Source organism: Aurantimonas aggregata, from assembly GCF_010500835.1.
GTDB classification, from domain to species: domain Bacteria; phylum Pseudomonadota; class Alphaproteobacteria; order Rhizobiales; family Rhizobiaceae; genus Aurantimonas; species Aurantimonas aggregata.
In genome coordinates, this window is record NZ_JAAAMJ010000001.1 from 781420 (window position 1) to 802068 (window position 20649).

At 66.5% G+C, this 20649-nt stretch carries 21 protein-coding genes; 6 read left to right on the forward strand and 15 right to left on the reverse strand.

What is annotated here, in order from left to right:
* Window positions 1-252 precede the first annotated feature (252 nt).
* The 3 genes from GTW51_RS03615 to GTW51_RS03625 all read left to right on the forward strand — a co-directional run bounded on the left by GTW51_RS03615 (window position 253) and on the right by GTW51_RS03625 (window position 3806).
* Window positions 253-1341 carry a YihY/virulence factor BrkB family protein gene (locus GTW51_RS03615; RefSeq protein ID WP_163042481.1) on the forward strand — a complete coding sequence of 363 codons (1089 nt, stop codon included), beginning with the start codon at window positions 253-255 and terminating at the stop codon, window positions 1339-1341.
* 247 nt (window positions 1342-1588) lie between these two features.
* A complete protein-coding gene (locus GTW51_RS03620; protein WP_425483222.1) occupies window positions 1589-3208 on the forward strand; it encodes a peptide chain release factor 3 in 1620 nt (539 codons plus the stop codon).
* An 85-nt stretch (window positions 3209-3293) separates the two neighbouring features.
* Window positions 3294-3806, forward strand: coding sequence for a DUF427 domain-containing protein (locus GTW51_RS03625; RefSeq protein ID WP_246232535.1), 513 nt, complete (start codon window positions 3294-3296; stop codon window positions 3804-3806).
* A 27-nt stretch (window positions 3807-3833) separates the two neighbouring features.
* Here GTW51_RS03625 and GTW51_RS03630 read toward each other — a convergent pair whose 3' ends face one another.
* The 9 genes from GTW51_RS03630 to GTW51_RS03670 are packed head-to-tail and all read right to left on the reverse strand — an operon-like array spanning window position 3834 to window position 11100.
* Window positions 3834-4619 (reverse strand): SDR family NAD(P)-dependent oxidoreductase, encoded by a 786-nt coding sequence (locus tag GTW51_RS03630; protein ID WP_163042484.1) that lies wholly within the window; start codon window positions 4617-4619, stop codon window positions 3834-3836.
* Window positions 4606-4995, reverse strand: coding sequence for a DUF423 domain-containing protein (locus GTW51_RS03635; protein WP_163042485.1), 390 nt, complete (start codon window positions 4993-4995; stop codon window positions 4606-4608). The genes GTW51_RS03630 and GTW51_RS03635 overlap by 14 nt, the downstream gene beginning before the upstream one ends.
* 25 nt (window positions 4996-5020) lie before the next feature.
* Window positions 5021-5428, reverse strand: coding sequence for a monovalent cation/H(+) antiporter subunit G (gene mnhG / locus GTW51_RS03640; protein ID WP_163042486.1), 408 nt, complete (start codon window positions 5426-5428; stop codon window positions 5021-5023).
* Window positions 5425-5787 (reverse strand): cation:proton antiporter, encoded by a 363-nt coding sequence (locus GTW51_RS03645; RefSeq protein ID WP_163042487.1) that lies wholly within the window; start codon window positions 5785-5787, stop codon window positions 5425-5427. The genes mnhG and GTW51_RS03645 overlap by 4 nt, the downstream gene beginning before the upstream one ends.
* Window positions 5784-6254: a Na+/H+ antiporter subunit E gene (locus GTW51_RS03650; protein WP_163042488.1), complete on the reverse strand. Its 471-nt coding sequence runs from the start codon at window positions 6252-6254 to the stop codon at window positions 5784-5786. The genes GTW51_RS03645 and GTW51_RS03650 overlap by 4 nt, the downstream gene beginning before the upstream one ends.
* A complete protein-coding gene (locus tag GTW51_RS03655; protein ID WP_246232619.1) occupies window positions 6251-7909 on the reverse strand; it encodes a proton-conducting transporter transmembrane domain-containing protein in 1659 nt (552 codons plus the stop codon). The genes GTW51_RS03650 and GTW51_RS03655 overlap by 4 nt, the downstream gene beginning before the upstream one ends.
* 40 nt (window positions 7910-7949) lie before the next feature.
* Window positions 7950-8327, reverse strand: a complete 378-nt coding sequence (locus GTW51_RS03660) for a Na+/H+ antiporter subunit C (RefSeq protein ID WP_163042490.1) — start codon at window positions 8325-8327, stop codon at window positions 7950-7952.
* On the reverse strand, window positions 8327-8746 hold the full coding sequence (locus GTW51_RS03665) for a Na+/H+ antiporter subunit B (RefSeq protein ID WP_163042491.1): 420 nt from the start codon (window positions 8744-8746) through the stop codon (window positions 8327-8329). The genes GTW51_RS03660 and GTW51_RS03665 overlap by 1 nt, the downstream gene beginning before the upstream one ends.
* On the reverse strand, window positions 8743-11100 hold the full coding sequence (locus GTW51_RS03670) for a putative monovalent cation/H+ antiporter subunit A (protein WP_163042492.1): 2358 nt from the start codon (window positions 11098-11100) through the stop codon (window positions 8743-8745). The genes GTW51_RS03665 and GTW51_RS03670 overlap by 4 nt, the downstream gene beginning before the upstream one ends.
* A 316-nt stretch (window positions 11101-11416) precedes the next feature.
* Between GTW51_RS03670 and GTW51_RS03675 the strand changes: the two genes are divergently transcribed.
* Window positions 11417-13528: a S9 family peptidase gene (locus GTW51_RS03675; RefSeq protein WP_163042493.1), complete on the forward strand. Its 2112-nt coding sequence runs from the start codon at window positions 11417-11419 to the stop codon at window positions 13526-13528.
* Window positions 13529-13541: 13 nt separating this feature from the next.
* On the opposite strand, the gene GTW51_RS03680 is transcribed toward GTW51_RS03675, so the two are convergent.
* From GTW51_RS03680 to GTW51_RS03695, 4 genes are all read right to left on the reverse strand, one after another.
* Entirely contained in the window at window positions 13542-14486 is a 945-nt protein-coding gene (locus GTW51_RS03680) for a c-type cytochrome (protein ID WP_163042494.1), read from the reverse strand.
* Between the two features lie 100 nt (window positions 14487-14586).
* Window positions 14587-15051 (reverse strand): c-type cytochrome, encoded by a 465-nt coding sequence (locus GTW51_RS03685; RefSeq protein ID WP_163042495.1) that lies wholly within the window; start codon window positions 15049-15051, stop codon window positions 14587-14589.
* 191 nt (window positions 15052-15242) lie between these two features.
* Window positions 15243-15845, reverse strand: a complete 603-nt coding sequence (locus GTW51_RS03690; protein ID WP_163042496.1) for a superoxide dismutase — start codon at window positions 15843-15845, stop codon at window positions 15243-15245.
* Window positions 15846-15976: 131 nt separating this feature from the next.
* Window positions 15977-16840 (reverse strand): branched-chain amino acid aminotransferase, encoded by an 864-nt coding sequence (locus GTW51_RS03695; RefSeq protein WP_163042497.1) that lies wholly within the window; start codon window positions 16838-16840, stop codon window positions 15977-15979.
* A 186-nt stretch (window positions 16841-17026) separates the two neighbouring features.
* Between GTW51_RS03695 and GTW51_RS03700 the strand changes: the two genes are divergently transcribed.
* Both GTW51_RS03700 and GTW51_RS03705 read left to right on the forward strand, forming a co-directional pair.
* Entirely contained in the window at window positions 17027-17689 is a 663-nt protein-coding gene (locus tag GTW51_RS03700; protein WP_163042498.1) for a haloacid dehalogenase type II, read from the forward strand.
* A gap of 118 nt (window positions 17690-17807) precedes the next feature.
* The gene (locus GTW51_RS03705) at window positions 17808-18533 is read left to right on the forward strand and encodes a L,D-transpeptidase (protein ID WP_163042499.1); all 726 of its coding nucleotides are present in this window, start codon (window positions 17808-17810) and stop codon (window positions 18531-18533) included.
* A gap of 81 nt (window positions 18534-18614) precedes the next feature.
* Here GTW51_RS03705 and GTW51_RS03710 read toward each other — a convergent pair whose 3' ends face one another.
* Entirely contained in the window at window positions 18615-18854 is a 240-nt protein-coding gene (locus tag GTW51_RS03710; protein WP_163042500.1) for an NINE protein, read from the reverse strand.
* A 97-nt stretch (window positions 18855-18951) separates the two neighbouring features.
* Window positions 18952-20601, reverse strand: a complete 1650-nt coding sequence (locus tag GTW51_RS03715; protein WP_163042501.1) for a helicase HerA-like C-terminal domain-containing protein — start codon at window positions 20599-20601, stop codon at window positions 18952-18954.
* Window positions 20602-20649 lie beyond the last annotated feature (48 nt).

The following is a 20649-nucleotide window of genomic DNA, read 5'->3' on the forward strand; positions in this document are numbered from 1 at the left end:
GCGGCACTCCCCAGGCGCGTCGGTTTGCCGGCTCGTCAGACGCCGGACCGGGCGAAGTTTAGAATGGTCCGAAATTCCGAAGCCGTCAAATTTTTGACCGGACGATCAAAAATAGCGCCGTGGCCGGCCCGATAGCCGACTAAGCAGGGGTTGCAGTCTCAGCGGAACGGCAGGAGGCGCCTGCCGTTGTGCATGCGGTACAGTTATGCCCACTTCTGTCGCCCATTCTTTTGACGTGCCCCGAGAAAAACCATGAACCAGTCCTCCCGCGGCCGCGATGCCACGAAGCCGTCCGACATCCCCGCGCGTGGCTGGAAGGAAATCCTCTGGCGGGTGTACAGCGAGATCAACGAGGACCGCGTCATGCTCATCGCGGCGGGGGTCACCTACTACCTGCTGCTGGCGATGGTGCCGAGCCTGTCGGCGCTGATCTCGGTCTACGGGCTGTTCGCCGATCCGGGGACGGTCCAGGAACATGCCCAGGCGCTCAGCGGGTTCGTGCCGGCCGGCGGGATGGAGATCCTCAACGAGCAGATGGAGCGGCTGGCCGAGGGCGGTCGCACGACGCTCGGCCTGACTTTCGCCATCTCGCTGGCGATCGCGCTCTGGAGCGCCAACGCCGGCATGAAGTCGCTCTTCCAGGCGATGAACGTCGCCTATAACGAGCGGGAAACGCGCAGCTTCATCAAGGTCACGGCGATCTCGCTGATCTTCACGCTCTCGGCGATCGTCGGCGTCATCTGCATGATCGGCGTGGTCGTCGTCGTCCCGACCGTCCTCGGGTTCGTCGGTCTCGGCAACGCGGCCGAATGGCTCATCCGGATCGGTTCGTTCGTCGGGTTGATCATGCTTGCCTCGCTGGCGGCGGCGGCGCTGTTTCGCTGGGGACCGGACCGGGAGAATGCCCGGTGGGAGTGGATCACCCCCGGCACCATCCTCTCCGTGGTCGTCGTCGTCGCCGTCTCTGCACTGTTTTCCTATTACGTCGCGAATTTCGGCTCCTACAACGAGACCTACGGCTCGCTCGGCGCGCTCATCGGCTTCCTCACCTGGATCTGGCTGGCGGTGACGATCCTCATCGTCGGCGCGGAACTGAACAGCGAGATGGAGCACCAGACCGCCCGGGACACGACCACCCCGCCGGACGAGAGAATGGGAAACCGCGGGGCGCGGATGGCCGACACGGTCGCCGACGGGCCGAACGACGGCGGCGCCGACGACACGCCGGATGAACGCCCACGGCGGGAAGAGCGCAAGCGGCACTCAGTAGGCAGCCTCGCCTTCGCGGTGCCGGCCGCGTTGTTGCTGACGTTCCTGGAACGCCGCTCCAAACGACGGTAGCGCGAGTCTCGGGACTAGCTCGAGGACGTTCGCCCGGCCTTCGTCGGGCTCAAGTGCCGTCGCTGGGGCGTTCTCGCGCCGATTTTGCGGAAATAACAGCCCGCGACGTGCAATCGCCGCGGAAAACGACTATTTCCCGCATGTTGCCGGCAATATTGCGTGAGTAACGGACGCGGCGCAGCCGATGCGACGCTCATCCGTCCTCGGCGCATCGGCCCTGCCCGCGAGCCACACAGGGAATGACATCTTGAGCGCGACCGCCTTTTCCGAGACGATTCCGGCCAAAGCGCCGAAGGAAGAAGCTGCCGGGCATCACAGCCGCCGCACCTTCGCGATCATCTCCCACCCTGACGCCGGCAAGACCACCCTGACCGAGAAGCTGCTGCTCGCCGGCGGCGCCATCGAGATGGCCGGCGCCGTGCGCTCCAAGGGCAATGGCCGGCGGGCGAAGTCCGACTGGATGGACATCGAGAAGAGCCGCGGCATCTCCGTGACCTCCTCGGTGATGACCTTCGAGCGCGACGGCATCACCTTCAACCTCCTCGACACGCCCGGCCACAGCGACTTCTCCGAGGACACCTACCGCACGCTGACCGCCGTCGACAGCGCCATCATGGTCATCGACGCGGCCAAGGGCATCGAGGCCCAGACCCGCAAGCTGTTCGAGATCTGCCGGCTGCGCGACATCCCGATCATCACCTTCATCAACAAGGTGGACCGGGAGGGAATCGACCCGTTCGAACTGCTCGACGAGATCGAGGAGCAGCTGGCGCTGACCGTCGCGCCGCTGGTCTGGCCGGTCGGCCAGGGCGGGCTGTTCAAGGGCTGCTACAATCTTGCGGACAACGACTTCCTGTTCGCCGGCAGCGACAAGACCGTGCATTACGACGGCGGCCTCGACGACCCGGCGCTGATCAAGGCGCTGCCAGCCGATATCTACGCAGGCTTCCGCGATTCCGCCGAACTCGCCGCCGAGGGCTATGCCGATTTCGATCCCGTCGCCTACCGGCAGGGCCATCTGACGCCGGTGATCTTCGGTAGTGCTCTGCAGAACTTCGCCGTCGACCAGCTGATGGACCTGATCGCCGCACATGCGCCCTCGCCGCGCCCGCAGCCCTCCGACAAGGGCCCGGTGGATCCCGACGGCGACAAGGTTTCAGGCTTCGTCTTCAAGGTGCAGGCCAACATGGACCCCAAGCACCGCGACCGCGTCGCCTTCGTGCGGTTCTGCTCGGGCCATTTCCGGCGCGGCATGAAGCTCGACCACGTGCGCTCCGGCAAGCAGCTGGCCGTCTCGAACCCGATCTACTTCTTCGCCCAGGAACGGGCGCTGACCGAGGAGGCCTATGCCGGCGACGTCATCGGCATCCCGAACCACGGCACACTGCGGGTCGGCGACACGCTGACCGAGGGCGAGAATTTCCGCTTCACCGGCCTGCCGGCCTTCGCGCCGGAAGTGCTGCGGCGGGTGCGGCTGGAAGACTCGATGAAGCTGAAGCAGCTGCGCCGCGGCCTGGAAGACCTTGCCGAGGAGGGCCTCGTCCAGGTGTTCCGCCCGTCGATCGGCTCGGACTGGATCGTCGGTGTCGTCGGGCCGCTGCAGCTCGACGTGCTCGCCTCGCGCATCGCCGGCGAATACAAGGCCGATGTGACCTTCGAGCCGGTGCCGTTCAACGTCGCGCGCTGGATCCGCTCGGAGAACGAGGCGGCGCTGCAGACTTTCATCCGCGAGAACATCACCCATGTCTCGCGCGACCGCGACGGGCGGCCGGTCTATCTCTGCAAGGACAGCTGGGACCTGCGCTTCATGATGGACCGTAACAAGGACATCGCCTTCGACGCGACCCGCGAGATCGTCTCGATGTGATCAGTACGGCGAGCGCCCCGGCGCCCGCCCGGCGATATGTCGCGTGGGACACGGGAGCGCCGCGCGCTATGCTCGGCTCATGCGATTGACCCGCCCCCAGCGCCTGCCCGTCACCCCCGATCCGGTCCGCCCCGGCCAGGAAAGCGTCTGGGACTTCCCGCGCCCTGCCCGGCTCGAGCCTGTTTCGTTTCATCTCGTGGTGCAGTTCGCCGGCCGAACCATCGCCGAGACGCGGCGCGGCTTTCGCGCGATCGAGACCAGCCACCCGCCGTCGTATTATTTCCCGCCCGACGACGTCGCGCCCGGCATCCTGAAGCCGTCTTCGGCGCGGACGCTGTGCGAGTGGAAGGGCGGCGCGGTGTATTTCGATCTCGTCTTGGAAGGGCATGACGCGCACGATGCGGCATGGTCGTATCCGCGCCCGGCGCCGGACTTCGCCCCGGCCACCGACTATCTGGCGTTCTATCCGGGACGGGTCGACGCCTGCTTCGTCGACGGCGAGAAGGTCGTCCCGCAGGAGGGAAGCTTCTACGGCGGCTGGATCACCAGCCATGTCGCGGGCCCGTTCAAGGGACCGCCGGGCACGGCCGGCTGGTAGGCCGCCGAAGCGGCTGGCGGCGCCGTTTCAGCCCATGAACTGGCCGCCATTCACCTCGATGACCTGCCCGGTGACGTAGCCCGACAGGCTGTCGCTCGCCAGGAACAGATAGGCTGGCGCGCATTCCTCGGCGGTGCCGAGCCGGCGCAGCGGGATTGTCGCCGCCGTTGCCGCCAGCTTTTCCGGCGAGGAATAGCGCCGGTGGAAATCCGTCATGATCGTACCGGGCGAGACGGCGTTGACGCGGATGCCGTCCGGCGCGAGTTCTCTGGCCAGCGCCCGCGTCCAGGTCGAGATGAAGGCCTTCGACGCCGAATAGAGCGACGAGCCGGGGCTGCCGCCGATCGTCGCCGAGATCGACGAGGTGTTGACGATCGCTGCCCCGCCCGCTGCCTTCAGCGCCGGCAGCAGCGCCGTGGTCAGTGCCACCACAGAGCGGATGTTGAGGTCGAGCACCTTGTCGTATTGCGCCGGCGTCACTTCCACCGCCGCGATCCGCCCGCCCATGGTCCCGGCATTGTTGACGAGGACGTGGATCGGGCCCGAGACGGCCGACAGAATCGCCGCCGCAAGCCGTTCCCCACCGTCCACGGCGGCAAGATCGCCGGTCAGCAGCGTCAGTCGATCGCGTTGCGCCGGCGGCAGGTCGGCGAGAAGGTCTGCCTCGGCATGTTCGAGCGAGCGTCCGGCATGGGCGACAACCGTCGCGCCGCAGCCGAGAAATGCCCGCGCGACGGCAGCACCGATGCCGCGGCCGGCGCCGGTCACGACGACCGTCTTGCCTGCGAACAGGCCCGCATCAAACCCGGTCATCGTCGCCTCCACGGCCATGAACGGCCCGCGTTCCGCGCACCAGCCCCGACACGGCGATGATCAGCCACGCCGCGATGAGCATCCCGCCGCCGATCGGCGCCGCATTGGCGAACAGCCGGTCGCCGAGCAGCACGCGGGCCGCGAGATCGCCGGAGAAGAGCAGCGTCCCGGCGATCATCACCCCGCCGCCAAGATCCGCCCAGCGACCCAGTAAGGGTCGTAACGCGGCAAGACCGAGCAGTGCCGGCGCATGGACGAGCGCGATGGCAGCGGCGGTCGCCACCAGCCGCACCTCGCCGCCATGCGCCGCCAGCGCCGCGCCGGCGACGCCGGCCGCGCCGAACAGGCCGGCAAAGAGGATGAGCAGCCCGGCCATCACACGATCCCGGAGCAGGCGCGCGTCACGACGGATCGATCGCCGGCTGCGGCGACGGATTGCGGGCGCTGTTCGGCGCGTCGGTGCCGACATTCGTCGGCCGCGGCGGCGGCATCTCGTCGAGAACCGATTCCGGCCCGAGCTTGTAGCCAACCGAATAGGCCGCCTTGGCAAGGAGATGCGCGGCGAGCGGCGCCGTCAGCAGGATGAATACCACGGCCGCCAGCGCCCTGAGCGCGGTGGGTGTCGAGTCTGCGGTCAGCGCCAGCGCCAGGAGCAGCATCCCCGCCCCGACGGCACCGGCCTTTGAGGCCGAATGCATGCGCGTGTAGACGTCCGGCAGCCGAAGGATGCCCAGGGCGGCAATCGCGGCGAAGGCGGAGCCCGCGAGGACGAGCAGTCCGGCGAGGATCAGGATAAGATCGTCGATCATGGGCGTGGGCCTCCCTCTAGGCCGGCTTCGGCATCGACTCCCACCCGCGCCTCGCGAATCGCGGATTCCGTCTTGCCCCGGGAGAGGATGAAGCGCGCGAAGGCGACTGTGGCCAGGAAGCCGACGAGGCAGAGCCCGATCGCGACGTCGACATAGAGCGTGTAGCCGCTGTCGAGGGCGATGACCGCGATGAAGCCGATCGCGACGTTTGTCAGGACGTCCAGCCCCAGCACCCGGTCGGGCAGCGTCGGGCCGAGCAGGATCCGGACTACGGTCAGGAGGAAGGCGATGCAGAGCAGGATCAGCCCGCCGGTCAGCGCCAGGGCGAAGAACGAGACCGCAAAATCATGCAGGGTCATCGGAACACCTGCAGGATCCTTGCTTCGAACCCGTCGCGAATGTCGGCCTTGGCCGCGTCCGGATCCGAGCAGTCGAAGGCGTGGATGTAGAGCGTCGAGCGGTCTTCCGAGACGTCGATCGACAGCGTGCCCGGCGTCAGGGTGATCATGTTGGCGAGCAGCGTGATCTCGGCGTCGCTCTTGACCCGAAGCGGGAACGCCAGGATTCCGGGCTTAAGGTTCATGTTCGGGCTGAGCACCATGACGGCGACCCGCCATGCCGACTTCAGCAATTCGAGCAGGAACAGGAGGAACAGCGAGAAGCCGAGCCGCGCCCGCCCGGCATAGCTCATGTTGCCCTCTTCGCGGATCAGATACAGCGCCGCGCCCCCGAGCAGGAAGCCGAACAGGAGATTCAGGAGGGTGAAGGAGCCGGAGACCACCACCCACATCAGCGCCAGGACGAGGTTGAACAGCAGCATTGTCATGGGGCGTCTCCGAACACCGACGACAGATAGGCCGAGGGATCGATGACCCCCGCCGCTGCCACGTCGGTCAAGCGTGCCAGCCATTCAGGCGAGAGGCCCGCCGCGAACACGAACACCACCAGGCCGAGCAGCGGCACCAGCGACCATGGACCATAGAGTCCCGGTGCCGGGGCGGCGGGATGCGGCGCAGGCACGGCGGCTCCCTCAGCGCCGGCGACTTCCACGGCCTCCGGCACCGGGCGCCAGAAGGCCAGGGCGAAGACCCGCGCGCTGGCGACCGTCATCAGGAAGCCGGAGACGAGGATCGCCGCGGCGAGCCAGGGCATGTCGGCGATGATCGTCGCCCGCACCAGCGCCACCTTCGGCCAGAAGCCGGAGAACGGCGGCAGCCCGGAAACGGCGAACAGGAAGACCAGCATCAGCGCTGCCAGCAGCGGCGTGCTGCGCCACAGCCCGCCCATCTGCGCGAGCGAGGACGACCCGGTCAGCGATGCCGCGACGCCGGCAGTCAGGTACAGCGCCGTCATCACCACGATGGAATGCAGCGCGTAGTAGATCGAACCGGAAAGCCCCGTCTGCATCGCGCCCGCCGCCGTCGAGGCCGCCGCCGCGAGTTCACCGGCCGGGCCTGCCTGCGCCACCATCACCTCGGCGATCTGCGGCAGGGCAAGTCCCGCCATGATCGTGCCGATGCCGGCGATGACCATGTAATTGAGGAGCCGCCTGATGTCGGTCTGTGCCAGTGCGCCGAGCGCGCCGACCATCATCGTCAGGCCGGCGATCCAGGCGATGACGGGCGCGAGCCCGGCATGTTCCGCCGGGAACAGCATGAGCAGCAGACGGATCAGCGCATAGACGCCGACCTTGGTCAGGAGGCCGGCGAACAGCGCCGACACGACGAAGCGCGGCGTGTGGTAGGAGGCCGGCAGCCAGAAATTCAGCGGGAACGCCGCAGCTTTCAGCGACAGCGAGGCAAGGTACAGGACCCCGATGATGTAGACGGCGCTGTCGTTCTCCATCGCCGCCGCCTTGATGGCGATGTCCGCCATGTTGAGCGTGCCGAAGACGCCGTAGAGATAGCCGGTGGCGATCAGGAACAGCGTCGTGCCGACGAGGTTGAGGAAGCAGTATTTGGTGGCGCCGTCGAGCTGGTCGTGCCGTGATCCGAGGATCAGCAGGCCGAACGAGCCGATCAGCAGAACCTCGAACCAGACATAGAGGTTGAACACGTCGCCGGTGAGGAACGCCCCCGAGACGCCGCCCATCATCAGGAACATGAACGGGAAGAAGCCGTAACGCCGCTCGGTGCTGCTGATCGAAGCGACCGCATAGATGCCGCAGGCGAGCGCCACGAAGCCCGAGACCGCCAGGAACAGCGCGCCCATCATGTCGACGGTGAAGGCGATGCCGAACGGTGGCTTCCAGCCACCCATCATCATCGTCCACGGCCCCTCGGCGGCAACCTTGAGGAGCACGGCGACATCGATGGCGAACAACAGGACGAGGCCCGGTATCGCGAAGTAGGCCTGCTGGCTCACGCGCTTGCGCATCATCAGCAGCCCTGCCCCGAAGATGAAGCAGACGAGGACGGGCAGGACGATCAGATAGTCGGACGCAGCGACCGGTCCGGTGACCATCGCCTCCGCCTTCAGCATCTCAAGGCTGTATTCCACGCTCGGGCTTGTCGCCTCCATGTTAGTAACCAAGGGGCGGCAGCCCCTCGTCTTCGGGTTCGGCGAGACGCATCTCGTCGGTGTTGTCGGTGTCGAGATCCTCGTAGGTGCGATAGGTCAGCACCAGCAGGAAGGCGAAGAAGGAGAACGAGATCACGATCGCCGTCAGTATCAGCGCCTGCGGCAGCGGATTGGCGATCAGGCCCGCCGGAACAGACAACCCCCCGGGAATGATCGGCGGCGCGCTCGGACCGATGCGGCCGGCGGTGAAGATCAGCAGGTTGACTGCGTTGCCGAGCAGCACGACCCCGAGCAGCATCCGGATAATGCGCCGGGAGGTCAGCAGGTAGACCGCGGCGGCGAACAGGCAGGCGACGGCGAGGGAAAGGACGGTTTCCATCAGTCGGTATCCCTTTCCTCGAGAGCGAGGGCGATCGAGCTGATGGCGCCGACGACCACGAGATAGACGCCGATGTCGAAGAACAGCGGCGTCGAGATCGCGACCTCGCTGCCGAGAATCTCGGGAAACGCCCAGAGGCCGGTCAGGAACTGCGACGACACGACGAGCGAGGCGACACCGGACAGCACCGCGAGCATCAGCCCGGCAGCAGCAATCGAGATCGGGTGGAAATACATCGCCCGCCGCACCGGGCCGACGCCGCAGGCAATGCCGTAGATTCCGAAGGCCGAGGCGGCGACGAGCCCGCCGATGAAGCCACCCCCGGCCTCGTTATGGCCGCGCAGCAGCACGAAGATCGAGAACAGCACCATCAGGCTCGTGAGATACGGCGCGACGGTGCGGAAGATGATCGTCCTCACGGCGTCTCCTCCAGCGGGTCGGGATAGCGCGCGCCCTTGGGCCCGACGCGGATCCGGATGAGCGCCAGGACGGCCAGGCCGGTGACCATGACCACGCCGATCTCGCCCATCGTGTCGATGCCGCGGAAGTCGACCAGGATGACGTTGACGATGTTGCGTCCGTGGGCGATCGCGTAGCTGTAGCGCTCGAAGAAGTCGGACAGCGTGCGATCGAAGGGCCGCTGGGCGATCGACAAGAGGAACAGCCCAAAGCCGGAGCCGGCGGCGATCGCCAGGACGCCGGCCCGGATCTTGTCACGCAGCGGCCGGTGATCGGCAACCGAAAGCTTCAGCCGGGTCATCGCCAGTGCCAGGATGACCACCGACAGCGTCTCCACCATGAACTGGGTGAAGGACAAATCCGGCGCCCCGAGCAGCATGAAGATCAGCGCCACGGCAAAGCCCTGGATGCCGAGCGAGAGGATGGCGGTCAGCCGGTTGGTCGCCAGCACGACGGGCAGGATGCCTGCCAACAGGAGCGCGAAGACCGCCCATTCGTAGAAATGCAGGCGCGGGAATTCGGGGATTGCCGGCCAGCCGCCGGTGTAGATGAGCGGGCCGAACAGGGCTGCGATGATCACCGCGATGGTGACCGCCATGTACTGGTCGAGCTGCCCGGGCTGCAGCAGCCTTGTGATCCTGACGGCACCACGGATCAGCCCGCGCATCGCCTGGTCGAATCCCTTGTCAGGACCCCAGCCGACCGCGGCCAGGAAGCCAGCGATGCCGGACCGCAGCCGCGCCGACAACAGGTAGATCACGACGCCGAGCGCGACCGTCGCCATCGACAGCGCGAAGGCGAGGTTCAGATGCGGCACCCAGCCGATCCCGATCTCGACCGGCGCACCGACCGCCGCCGAGGCCATCGGACCGGAGAACAGCTGGTGATAGGTCGTATAGAACATGGCGCCGACGAGGCCGGCAATTCCGAGAACGAGCGGGCCGAGCCAGATGGTGGATGTGCCCTCGTGCGGATGGTCGATCGTCTCGGGCATCCGGCCAACGAACGGCTTCAGCGCAACGATGAAGGCCGCGGCGAACATCAGCGCATTGCCGACGATCGCGGCGATCATCAGCGCGATGTAGTACGGATCGGCATATTCCAGCGCGTGGTAGATCTCTTCCTTGGCGAGGAAGCCGACAAAGGGCGTGACGCCGCCCATCGACAGCGCGCAGAGCATCGCCGCGGCGAAGGTGATCGGCATCGCCCGGCCGAGACCGCCAAGCCTGTCGATCTCGCGCGTATGGGCGCCGTGATCGACAGAGCCCGCCACCATGAACAGGCCGCCTTTGAACAGCGAGTGGGCGATCAGATAGAGCACGGCGGCGATGATCGCCGTTTCGGTGCCGACGCCAATCAGCATCACCAGCAGACCCAGCGAGGCGACCGTCGTGTAGGCCAGCGTGATCTTGATGTCGGTGGCACGCAGCGCGAGAAGCGCGCCGACAACCAGCGTCACCGCGCCAAAGGCCGGCAGGATCGTCGTCCAGAGCGCCGTGTCGCCGAGTGCCGGATGAAAGCGCAGCAGAAGGTAGATGCCGGCCTTCACCATCGTCGCCGAATGCAGATAGGCCGAAACCGGCGTCGGCGCTTCCATGGCGTTGGGCAACCAGACGTGGAACGGCATCTGCGCCGACTTGGTGAAGGCGCCACAGAGGACGAGGATCAGGATCGGCGCATACAGCGCACTGTCGCGCAGTGCGTCGCCCGCCGCCAGCACCTCGGTCATCGACGCAAGGCCGGTGAGTTCGCGGATGATGATCAGGCCCGCCAGCAGCGCGAGGCCGCCGCCGCCGGTGATCACCAGCGCCTGGATGGCGCCGCGCCGCGCCGCTTCCCGGTGATGGTCGAAGCCGATCAGCAGGAACGACGTGATCGACGTCAGCTCCCAGTAGACGAACAGCGTCATCAGATCGTCGGCCAGAACGAGGCCGAGCATCGCACCCATGAACAGGAAGATGAAGGAGAAGAACCGTCCCTGGTCCTTGTGGCCGGCGAGATAGCCGCCGGAATAGAGGACGATCAGCGTGCCGATGCCGGTGATCAGCAGCCCGAAGACGGTGGAGAGCCCGTCCAGCCGGAACGAGAAGCGGATGTCGAAGGACGGGATCCAATCGAAGCCGAACAGGAACACGTCGCCGGCCGAAACGCCGGGTACCGCGCCGAACAGGATGAAGAACGCTGCTGCGGGGGCCAGGGCCAAGGGCCAGGCCGCATGCTGGCCGAGGACGCGAGTGAGGAGAGGTGCCAAGGCCGCAGCGAGAAACGGCAGTGCGAGGGCGATATATCCGTTCGTTGCCTCGATGCCTGTCATCCGGCGCGTCCACCCCTCGATCCGATCTCGCCACTCGGGGCGACGTTGCTGGCCCTCTCTTAGTCAGGCAAAACCGTGGCTACAAGCTTTTCCGGTTGACACAGAATTGATCGCGACACGGCTTGCAGACTCGGCCATCTCCCCTCTCTCGCTCCCGTCCCGGAAAAGCGATCTGCGTCAAGCTGCGACCCTCACGCGGATTAGTGGTCGGCAAAACAACAGGTTTTGTATTGAAACCATTCCGGCTAGTATGAGCCGACCGGTTCGATCCGTCGGACGACAGGCTACTCCCCAAACCTTCCGGCCAGCGCGACACATGAAGCAATCACCGATCGACGCCGCGAAGCTCATGCCGCCCGTGGCTTCGCAGCAGGTGCGGACCGATATCCGCCATGGTCGCGAGCGCTCGGACCCCTATGGCTGGCTCCGGGCCGAGAACTGGCAGGACGTCTTCAAGGACACGTCGGTTCTCGAGCCGGCGATCCGGGACCATCTCGTCGCCGAGAATGCCTACCAGCAGGAGGTGATGGCCGGCACGGAGAAACTGCGCGAGGCGCTCGTTGCCGAGATGCGCGGGCGGATCAAGGAGGACGATTCTTCCGTCCCCGCGCCCGACGGGCCGTGGGCCTACGGCATCGCCTATGAGACGGGCGCGGAATATCCAAGGGTCATCCGCCGGCCCCGCGATGGCGGCGCGGACGCGGCCGCGGTCATTCTCGACGGCGCCAGGGAAGCCGCCGAGCGGCCGTATTTCTCGATCGGCGGCGTCAGTCACTCGCCGGATCATCGCTGGTTGTCGTGGTCCTATGACGACAAGGGCTCGGAGTTTTACGCCGTCTCCATCCGCGACATGGAGACCGGCAAGGATCTCGACGTCCGGATCGAGGACACCAGCGGCGGCGCCGTCTGGTCGGCGCGCTCGAACGGGCTGTTCTACACCCGCCTCGATTCCAACCATCGCCCGAGCCGGGTGTTCTTCCACCGGATCGGCACCGATCCCCACGACGACGCGCTGATCTACGAGGAAACCGACACCGGCTTCTTCATGGGTGTCGGCAAGACCCAGTCCGGCGAGTTCGTGGTGATCGACATCCACGACCACGAGACGTCCGAGGCTTGGCTGATCCCCGCCAACAACCCGGCCGCCGAGCCGCGGCTCGTCGCCGAGCGCGAGACGGCGGTGGAATACGACGTCGATGAGGGCGACGGCACGCTCTACATCCTCACCAATGCCGACGGCGCCCACGACTTTAAGATCGTCACCGCGCCGACCGACGCAGCGCGCCGCTCGGACTGGAGCGAATACGTTCCCCACGAGGACGGTCGGCTGATCCTCAGCCACATGATCCTGAAGCGTCACCTGATCTGGATGGAACGGCGCGACGGCCTGCCGCGCATCGTCGTCAAGCGCCTCTCGGACGGCGAGGAGCACGCGATCGCCTTCGAGGAAGAAGCCTATTCGCTCGGTCTCGCCGGCACCTACGAGTTCGACACCGACACGATCCGCTTCACCTATTCCTCGCTGACGACGCCGACCCAGACCTACGACTACGATGTCGGCACGCGCCAACGCACGCTGCTGAAGACGCAGGAAGTTCCCTCCGGCCACGATCCCGAGGACTACGTCACCCGCCGGATCTTCGCGCCGGCCGCCGACGGCGAACTGGTGCCGATCTCGCTGCTGTACCGCAAGGACCTCAAGCTCGACGGCACCGCGCCGTGCCTGCTCTACGGCTACGGCTCCTACGGCATCGCCATCCCCGCTTCCTTCAACGCCAATGCGTTGTCGCTGGTCGATCGCGGCTTCATCTGGGCGATCGCCCATGTGCGCGGCGGCAAGGACAAGGGCTTTGCCTGGTACGACGGTGGACGCCGGCGCAACAAGGCCAACACCTTCACCGACTTCATCGCCTGTGCCGACCATCTCGTCGCCGAGAACTACACCAGCCACGAGCGCATCGTCGCCGAAGGCGGCTCGGCGGGCGGCATGCTGATGGGCGCCGTCGCCAACATGGCGCCTGAGAAGTTCGGCGGCATCATCGCCGTCGTGCCGTTCGTCGACGTCCTCAACACCATGCTCGACGACACGCTGCCGCTGACGCCGCCGGAATGGCCCGAATGGGGCAACCCGATTGTCTCGGGCGAGGATTACGAGGTGATCTCGACCTACAGCCCCTACGACAACGTCAGGTCCCAGGCCTATCCGCCGATGCTGGTGCTGGCCGGGCTGACCGACCCGCGGGTGACTTACTGGGAGCCGGCCAAATGGGTCGCGCGGCTGCGCGAGATGAAGACGGACGACAATCCGGTGCTGCTGCGCACCAACATGGATTCCGGCCATGGCGGCGCCTCCGGGCGGTTCTCCAAGCTGGAGGAGGTCGCCTATATCTATGCCTTCGCGCTGAAGCTGATGGGCAAGGCCGCATAGCCACCAGTGAGCTTTATTGCGTGGGCGTGGCGTCCTCGCTGTCCAGCGCCGGCACGGCCTTCAGATAGGCGGCGATGGCGGTGCGATCCTCGTCCGGCAGCCGCGCGAGGTTGCGCTGCACCGCCACCATGGCGCCGCCGACGGAGTCGAAGTCCGGCGTGAAGCCGGTCTCGAAATAATAGGCGAGGTCGCTCGCCGACCACGAGCCGATGCCCGAGTCAGACGGCGTGATGTTGGGCACACGGCCCCTGCCCTCGGGATTGGGCGCGCCGGCGAGCCAGCGATCGTCCTCGAGGCCTCCAGCGCCGCCGAGCGAGCGCGGCGTGTGGCACTGGCCACAATGGCCGGGCCCCTCCGCCAGCGACCGGCCGACGAAGGCCGCTTCCGGTGCGTCCGCGGGCAGCGCCACGATCGGCTGGTCGTCGCCCAGAAACAGCAGCTTCCAAAGGCCGATGCCGCGGCGGACAGTGAACGGGAACGCGAGGTCGTTGTCCGGCGCGCGCTCCTCGACGGGCGGCAGCGTCTTCATGAACGCCCAGAGGTCGGCGATCTCCTGCGGCTGCATCTTGATGTAGGACGTGTAGGGAAACGCCGGATAGAGATGCCGACCTTCGGGATCGACACCCCGCTGCATGGCGTTGGCGAAATCGGCAAGGCTCCAGGCGCCAATGCCGTCTTCAGGGTCCGGCGAGATGTTGGGGCCGTGGAACGTGCCGAAATCCGTCGTCAGCGGCGCGCCGCCACCGAGGCGCAGGGCCTCGTCACCCTCGGCTCTCGTCGCGGCATGGCAGGAACTGCAGCCACCGGCCCAGAACAGCCGCTCGCCATTGCCCGCATCCGCCGACGCCTCGTCACCAATGCTTGCAGCATCAAGATGCTGCGGGATTGTCAGCCAGTACACGGCCCCGGCCGCGACCAGCACCAGGACGAAGACGGTGGTGAGTATCCGCTCGATCACCGGCCGATCTCCGTCATCGGCGCAAGATAGCCCGAGCGGCTGGGCGAGGCCTCGCCTTCACCCTGCCCGTCGGCAGACGACATCGGCGCTCGCTCCGCGGTCAGCCGTCCTTGTCGATCCGGAACTCCTCGTGGCAGCCCTTGCAGTTCTCCGCGACGCGGCCGAAGGCCTGCCTGAAGGCCTCGACATCCTGCGGCGCGGCGTCGATCGCCGCCTGCGTGTCTTCCTGAAACTTGACAAGCGCGGCCTGAAATTCGGCCGGACGCTCCCAGATCGCCGGTGCGGCCTCGGTGTCTTCGCCGGTCTTGGAATCCTCGGGGAAGTATTCGCCGAATTCCATGGCGACGTCGTGCATCTCGGTGAAGATCGTCGCGGCGGTGGCCGGGTCGAACGCCGCCTCGCCCTTGATCATCTCGCCGGCACCCTTGGCGGAACGGCCGTTTTCCTTCATCAGCTCCTGACGCTGCTTGATCGGATCAGTGTTCTGCGCGCCGGCCGGCAAGGCGGCGAGGGAAGCGCCGAGCGTCGCGAGCGCGACGGCGATGGTGAGAAAACGGGCCTGCATGAGATGCTTTCCTCCCTTGAGCCAGGGCCGCGTCCAGCGGACCTGAGGAATTGAGTTGAACCGAGTTTCTGGAATCGTTCAATCACCCTTTTGCCTGCCCTGCTCACGAATGCGTTGCCTTGAACGCAGAAGGCCCCGCGGACAGGGAGTCCGCGGGGCCTTCTGAGGTCGTATCCTGTCGGTGGACAGGATCAGCTTGTCGCTGCCTCGTAGCGCTCCAGCACGTAGTCCCAGTTGACCAGATTATCGACGAAGGCGCCGAGGTACTTCGGCCGGGCGTTGCGGTAGTCGATGTAATAGGAATGCTCCCACACATCGACGCCGAGGATCGGCTCGGCGCCGTGCACCAGCGGGTTCTCGCCGTTCGGGGTCTTCATGATCTCGAGCTTGCCGTTCTTGACGGCGACCCAGGCCCAGCCGGAGCCGAACTGGCCAGCGCCCGCCGCCTCGAAATCGGCCTTGAACTTGTCATAGCCGCCAAGGTCGCTGTCGAAGGCCGTCTGCAGCTTGCCGGGCAGGCTCTTGCCGCCGCCGCCGGGCTTCATCCACTTCCAGAAATGGATGTGATTGTAGTGCTGGCCGGCATTGTTGAAGAGCGCCTGGTCCGTCCCGTAGGATTTCCGGACGACCTCTTCGAGCGGAAGGTCGGCCATGCCGGCCTTCTCGGCCAGTTCGTTGCCCTTTGTGACATAGGCCTGATGGTGCTTGTCGTGGTGAAACTCGAGGGTTTCCTTCGACATGTAGGGACCCAGCGCGTCGTAGGCGTAGGGAAGTTCCGGCAGGGTGAAAGCCATAGTGCAGTCTCCTTCTGGTGTTCGTGACCTGGCGCGGCGGCAACCAGCGTGGTCGTCGACGCACCGAATTCGGCGTGGAGGAAGCTAGGGCCGAAGTATGAGCCTGCCACCGCCTGTCGGGATTGCCGCGTTCAGGCGGCCTGCCGCGCGAAGTCCATGTAGAGCTCGCGCGAGCGGCCATAGGCGGAGCCTGGCTGCAGCGTACGGTCCTCGATCCGCGTCACCGGCACCACCTTCGAATGGTTGCCGGTCGAGAAGATTTCGTCGGCGGCAGCGAAATCCGCCACCGTCAGCGACCGCTCGACGACGTCCCACCCGTCGTTGCGCAGCAGCGCGATGATCCGCTGGCGGGTGATCCCGTTGAGGAAACAGCCGTTCGGTACCGGCGTACGGACGACGCCGTCCTTGACCATGAAGATGTTCGACGTGCCGGTCTCGGCGACGTTGCCGATCATGTCGAGGACCAGCGCGTTGTCGAAGCCGCGCGAGCGCGCCTCCAGGATTGCCCGTGCATTGTTGGGGTAAAGACATCCGGCCTTGGCGAGCGTCGGCATGGTCTCCGGCGTCGGGCGGCGGAACGGCGAGACGGTGAGCGAGAAACCCGCCGGCGAGATCATCGGCGATTCGTAGAGGCAGAGGCAGAAACGGGTCGATTCCGGCTCGGCCGGCACGCCCATGTAGCCGCCCTCCTCCGCCCAGTACATCGGCCGGATATAGACGGCAGTCGCGCCGTCGAACGACTTGAGGCCCTCCCAGGTCAGCCGCTCGATCTCCCCGGCCGCCATGGTCGGCTTCAGGCCGAGCGCCTCGGCGGAACGGTTGACCCGCTGGCAGTGCCGGTCGAGGTCGGGCGCCAGCCCGTCGAACCAGCGAGCGCCGTCGAACACCGTGCTGCCCAGCCACATCGCGTGGCTGCGGGGGCCGATCAGCGGCGGATTGCCGTCGTGCCAGCTGCCGTCGACATAGCTGCGGGTGCGGGTCATCTCTTGTGGCATCGACAGAACGCTCCGGTCAGAATCGCGCCAGTGGCGCGTGCAACGGTTGCGTCGGCACTGTTAGCGCGAGAAGGAGAAGCCGTCACGGCGTGATTTCGCGATCGCGGGGGCAGACGCTTTTCCGCGGCGGACCGCGGGGCTATGACCCGGGTGTCGCTCATGCCCTGCCCGTCCAGGAGGTCCTGCTTGCATTCCGTCTATGTCTTCGACGCCTATGGCACGCTCTTCGACACGGGTGCCGCTGCAGCCCGGCACGCCGGGGACCTCGGCGAATCCGGCCGGCTCCTCTCCGACATCTGGCGCCGCAAGCAGCTCGAATATTCCTGGGTCCGCAGCCTGATGGGCCGGGTGGACCGAAACTTCTGGCAGTTGACGGAAGATGCCCTCGACTACGCTTTCCAGAAGGTGCCCGAGGCAGACAAGGGCCTCAGAGCCAAGCTGCTCGACGCCTATCGCGACCTCGACATCTTCCCGGAGGTCCCGGCGACTTTGCGCGCGCTCAAGGCAAGGGATGCCAAGCTCGCCATCCTGTCGAACGGCTCGCGCGACATGCTGCTGCGGGCGATGCGCTCCGCCGGTATCGAGGATCTGTTCGATGGCGTGTTCTCCGCCGAGGACTGCGGCGCCTACAAGACGGCACCGGCCATCTACGACCTGGTCACCACCGAGTTCCGGCTCTACCCGAACGCCGTGTCGTTCCAGTCGTCGAACCGCTGGGACGTCGCCGGGGCGACGAGGTTCGGCTTCCACACCGTGTGGATCAACCGGACGGGTGAGCCGGACGAATATGTCGACCTCCAGCCGAACGCCGTCCTGCCGGATCTGCGCGGATTGCCCGGGTGGCTTTGACCTGCGGCGGCTCAACTGGGCGTGAACCGGGAACTTTTGCAACCGACCGGCAGTTTGCTGGCAAACGACGACCGACCGGGCGCCCAAAGGGAAGCTCGGCAGAGCAAGGCTGGACCAGATGACGCAAACCGACGACCTCACCCCTTCCCGACGTAAGTTTCTGGTTGGCCTTGGCATCGGGGCCACGGCACTGATGGCCGGCTGCACCTCCGGCCCGCGCGCCAGCATCGTCGGCGTAGCCTATCCTGGCGCCGCCGGCGGCGGCGGTCTCTTTCGAAGCGTTGACCCTCGCTACGCACGGATGTACAGCCGCGTCGTCGACGACGGTCATGTCATCCCCGCCCCGGATCTGTCGCGGGTCGACCCGCTATATTATCGCCAGGAAGTCGCCGATCCGACCGGCGAACGGCCCGGCACGGTCGTGGTCGATACCGCCTCGCGTTTTGCCTATGTCGTCATGCCGAGCGGCCGTGCGATGCGCTACGGCGTCGGTGTCGGTCGCGAGGGCTTCGGCTGGTCCGGCCGGGCGGTCGTGCAGTGGAAGCGCAAATGGCCGACGTGGACACCGCCGCGCGAAATGATCGCCCGCAAGCCGGAGCTGGCGCAGTATGCCGACGGCATGGAGCCGGGCATCGCCAACCCGCTGGGCGCCCGGGCGCTCTATCTGTTCCAGGGCGGCAAGGACACGCTGTACCGGCTGCACGGTACGCCGGAATACTGGACGATCGGCACCAGCGGCTCTTCCGGCTGCATCCGCTTCATGAACCAGGACATCATCGACCTCTACGAGCGCGTGCCGAGCGGCTCGCCGGTGGTGGTGCGCCAGGGCGGTCTGAGCGTCTGAGACAGCCACGCGTGAGGTGACGGATCACGACACCTCACTCCGCGACTGGGCGCGCCCCGCGAAGGGTGCGCTGCCCGTAGTTTACAGGACGCGCTGGCGCTCCCGCTCCATCATGTCGATGCGGCTTTCGAGGTTTTCCTCACGGACCATGCCAGGGATCAGGAACAGGTCGATGATCTGTCCGATGCCGAGAAGGCCCAGCGTCAGCAGCCAGAGAAGTCCCGTCCAGGGCCGGCCGAGATAGAAGCGGTGGAGGCCGCATATCCCGCCGAAGCAGAGCAGCCAGAGGATGTAGGAGGCAAGCGTCGACTTCCGGTTCATGATCGTCCTTCCCGCGTTGGTCGTCCCTCAAATGGGTTCTGGCGCGAGGGATTGAAAGTCCGGCCGGCAATCGCCGGCTGTCCTTCCGCCCTGAAGACTACCGCCCGCGTTTGAAGCTACCGAGAATGCCCCTGACGATGGCGTTGGTCACGGTGGAGGCGACGGTCCGCCCGACCTGCTTCATGATCGTCTCGGTCACCGTCTGGCGTTGATAGCCGCGCGTCCGGGCAGGCGCACGCCTGCGGGGCTCGGCCCGTTCTTCATTGTCGTCGCCGCCGAAATCGGGAAGCTGGAAGCCGGTCCGCGTCCGCGGCGGCGCAGCCTCCGGCCCCTCTTCCTCCCGCCGACGAGCTGCATCTGCTCGTCGCTCGGCCTCGCCAATCCGACGCTCGCCCGCCTCCTCCTGCTCCAGCCGGCGCTGCTCGGCCTCCTGCTGCAACTCCTTCTCTGCGCGTCCGACCAGCATCTCGTAAGCCGAATCCCGGTCGACCGTATGGTCGTAGAGACCGGCCACCGGGCTGCGGCCGATCACGGCAGCGCGCTCGTCAGGCGTGATCGTCCCGAGACGGGCGGCGGGCGGGCGGATCAGCGTCCGCTCGACCATCGACGGCACGCCGCCCTTGCCCAGCGTCGAGACCAGCGCCTCGCCGACTCCCAGCTGGCCGATCGCCTCGTAGCTATCGAATGCGGGGTTCGGCCGGAAGGTCTCGGCCGCAACCTTCACCGCCTTCTGCTCGCGGGGCGTATAGGCGCGCAGCGCATGCTGCACCCGGTTGCCGAGCTGCGCCAGCACGCCGTCGGGAACGTCGAGAGGGTTCTGCGTGACGAGATACACCCCGACACCCTTCGAGCGGATCAGCTTCACCACCTGCTCCACCCGGTCGACGAGAACCTTCGGCGCGCCGTCGAACAGGAGATGGGCCTCGTCGAAAAAGAACACCAGCTTCGGCTTTTCCAGATCGCCGACCTCCGGCAGTTCCTCGAAGAGCTCCGAGAGCAGCCACAGGAGGAAGGTCGCGTAGAGGCGCGGGTTCATCATCAGCCTGTCGGCGGCGAGCATGTTGACGATGCCGCGCCCGTCCCGGTCGGTGCGCATGAGGTCGGCGATCGCCAGCGCCGGCTCGCCGAAGAAGTTCGCCGCGCCCTGCTGCTCGAGGACGAGCAGCGAGCGCTGGATCGCCCCGACCGAGGCTTTGGCGACATTGCCGTAGAGGCGCGAGACGCTGTCGGCATTCTCGGCGACATGCGCCAGCATCGACTGCAGGTCCTTGAGGTCCAGGAGCAGCAACCCCTCCTCGTCGGCGATCTTGAAGACGATGTTGAGGACGCCTTCCTGCGCGTCGGTGAGGTTCATCAGCCGCGACAAGAGCAGCGGGCCCATCTCGGAGATGGTGGCGCGGACCGGATGGCCCTGCTCGCCGAAAATGTCCCAGAACACCACCGGATACAGGTCGTGGTAGTACGGCTCAAGGCCAATCTGGCGGGCCCGCTCGACGAGGAAGTCCTTGGGCTCGCCCCGCTCCGCCATGCCGGCGAGGTCGCCCTTGATGTCGGCGCAGAACACCGGGACGCCGGCTTCGGAGAAACCTTCTGCGAGGATCTGCAGCGTCACGGTCTTGCCGGTGCCGGTGGCGCCGGTCACCAGCCCGTGGCGGTTGGCGAGGCGCAAATCGAGATATTCGCCCTGCTTCACGTCGCCTTGCGGGTCGCGGCTGCCGCCAATGAAAATCCGTCCCGCTTCCAGCATGCGCTTCCCCCAGATCAATCGCCGAGCTTACCGGAGCGGGGTCCACGC

Excerpts from the sequence above, each read along its gene's own strand:
- GTW51_RS03615 (WP_163042481.1), top strand. The coding sequence starts at position 253 with ATGAACCAGTCCTCCCGCGGCCGCGATGCCACGAAGCCGTCCGACATC.
- GTW51_RS03630 (WP_163042484.1), bottom strand. The coding sequence starts at position 4,619 with ATGACCGGGTTTGATGCGGGCCTGTTCGCAGGCAAGACGGTCGTCGTG.
- GTW51_RS03635 (WP_163042485.1), bottom strand. The coding sequence starts at position 4,995 with ATGGCCGGGCTGCTCATCCTCTTTGCCGGCCTGTTCGGCGCGGCCGGC.
- mnhG (WP_163042486.1), bottom strand. The coding sequence starts at position 5,428 with ATGATCGACGATCTTATCCTGATCCTCGCCGGACTGCTCGTCCTCGCG.
- GTW51_RS03645 (WP_163042487.1), bottom strand. The coding sequence starts at position 5,787 with ATGACCCTGCATGATTTTGCGGTCTCGTTCTTCGCCCTGGCGCTGACC.
- GTW51_RS03650 (WP_163042488.1), bottom strand. The coding sequence starts at position 6,254 with ATGACAATGCTGCTGTTCAACCTCGTCCTGGCGCTGATGTGGGTGGTG.
- GTW51_RS03655 (WP_246232619.1), bottom strand. The coding sequence starts at position 7,909 with ATGCTGAAGGCGGAGGCGATGGTCACCGGACCGGTCGCTGCGTCCGAC.
- GTW51_RS03660 (WP_163042490.1), bottom strand. The coding sequence starts at position 8,327 with ATGGAAACCGTCCTTTCCCTCGCCGTCGCCTGCCTGTTCGCCGCCGCG.
- GTW51_RS03670 (WP_163042492.1), bottom strand. The coding sequence starts at position 11,100 with ATGACAGGCATCGAGGCAACGAACGGATATATCGCCCTCGCACTGCCG.
- GTW51_RS03675 (WP_163042493.1), top strand. The coding sequence starts at position 11,417 with ATGAAGCAATCACCGATCGACGCCGCGAAGCTCATGCCGCCCGTGGCT.
- GTW51_RS03685 (WP_163042495.1), bottom strand. The coding sequence starts at position 15,051 with ATGCAGGCCCGTTTTCTCACCATCGCCGTCGCGCTCGCGACGCTCGGC.
- GTW51_RS03690 (WP_163042496.1), bottom strand. The coding sequence starts at position 15,845 with ATGGCTTTCACCCTGCCGGAACTTCCCTACGCCTACGACGCGCTGGGT.
- GTW51_RS03695 (WP_163042497.1), bottom strand. The coding sequence starts at position 16,840 with ATGCCACAAGAGATGACCCGCACCCGCAGCTATGTCGACGGCAGCTGG.
- GTW51_RS03705 (WP_163042499.1), top strand. The coding sequence starts at position 17,808 with ATGACGCAAACCGACGACCTCACCCCTTCCCGACGTAAGTTTCTGGTT.
- GTW51_RS03710 (WP_163042500.1), bottom strand. The coding sequence starts at position 18,854 with ATGAACCGGAAGTCGACGCTTGCCTCCTACATCCTCTGGCTGCTCTGC.
- GTW51_RS03715 (WP_163042501.1), bottom strand. The coding sequence starts at position 20,601 with ATGCTGGAAGCGGGACGGATTTTCATTGGCGGCAGCCGCGACCCGCAA.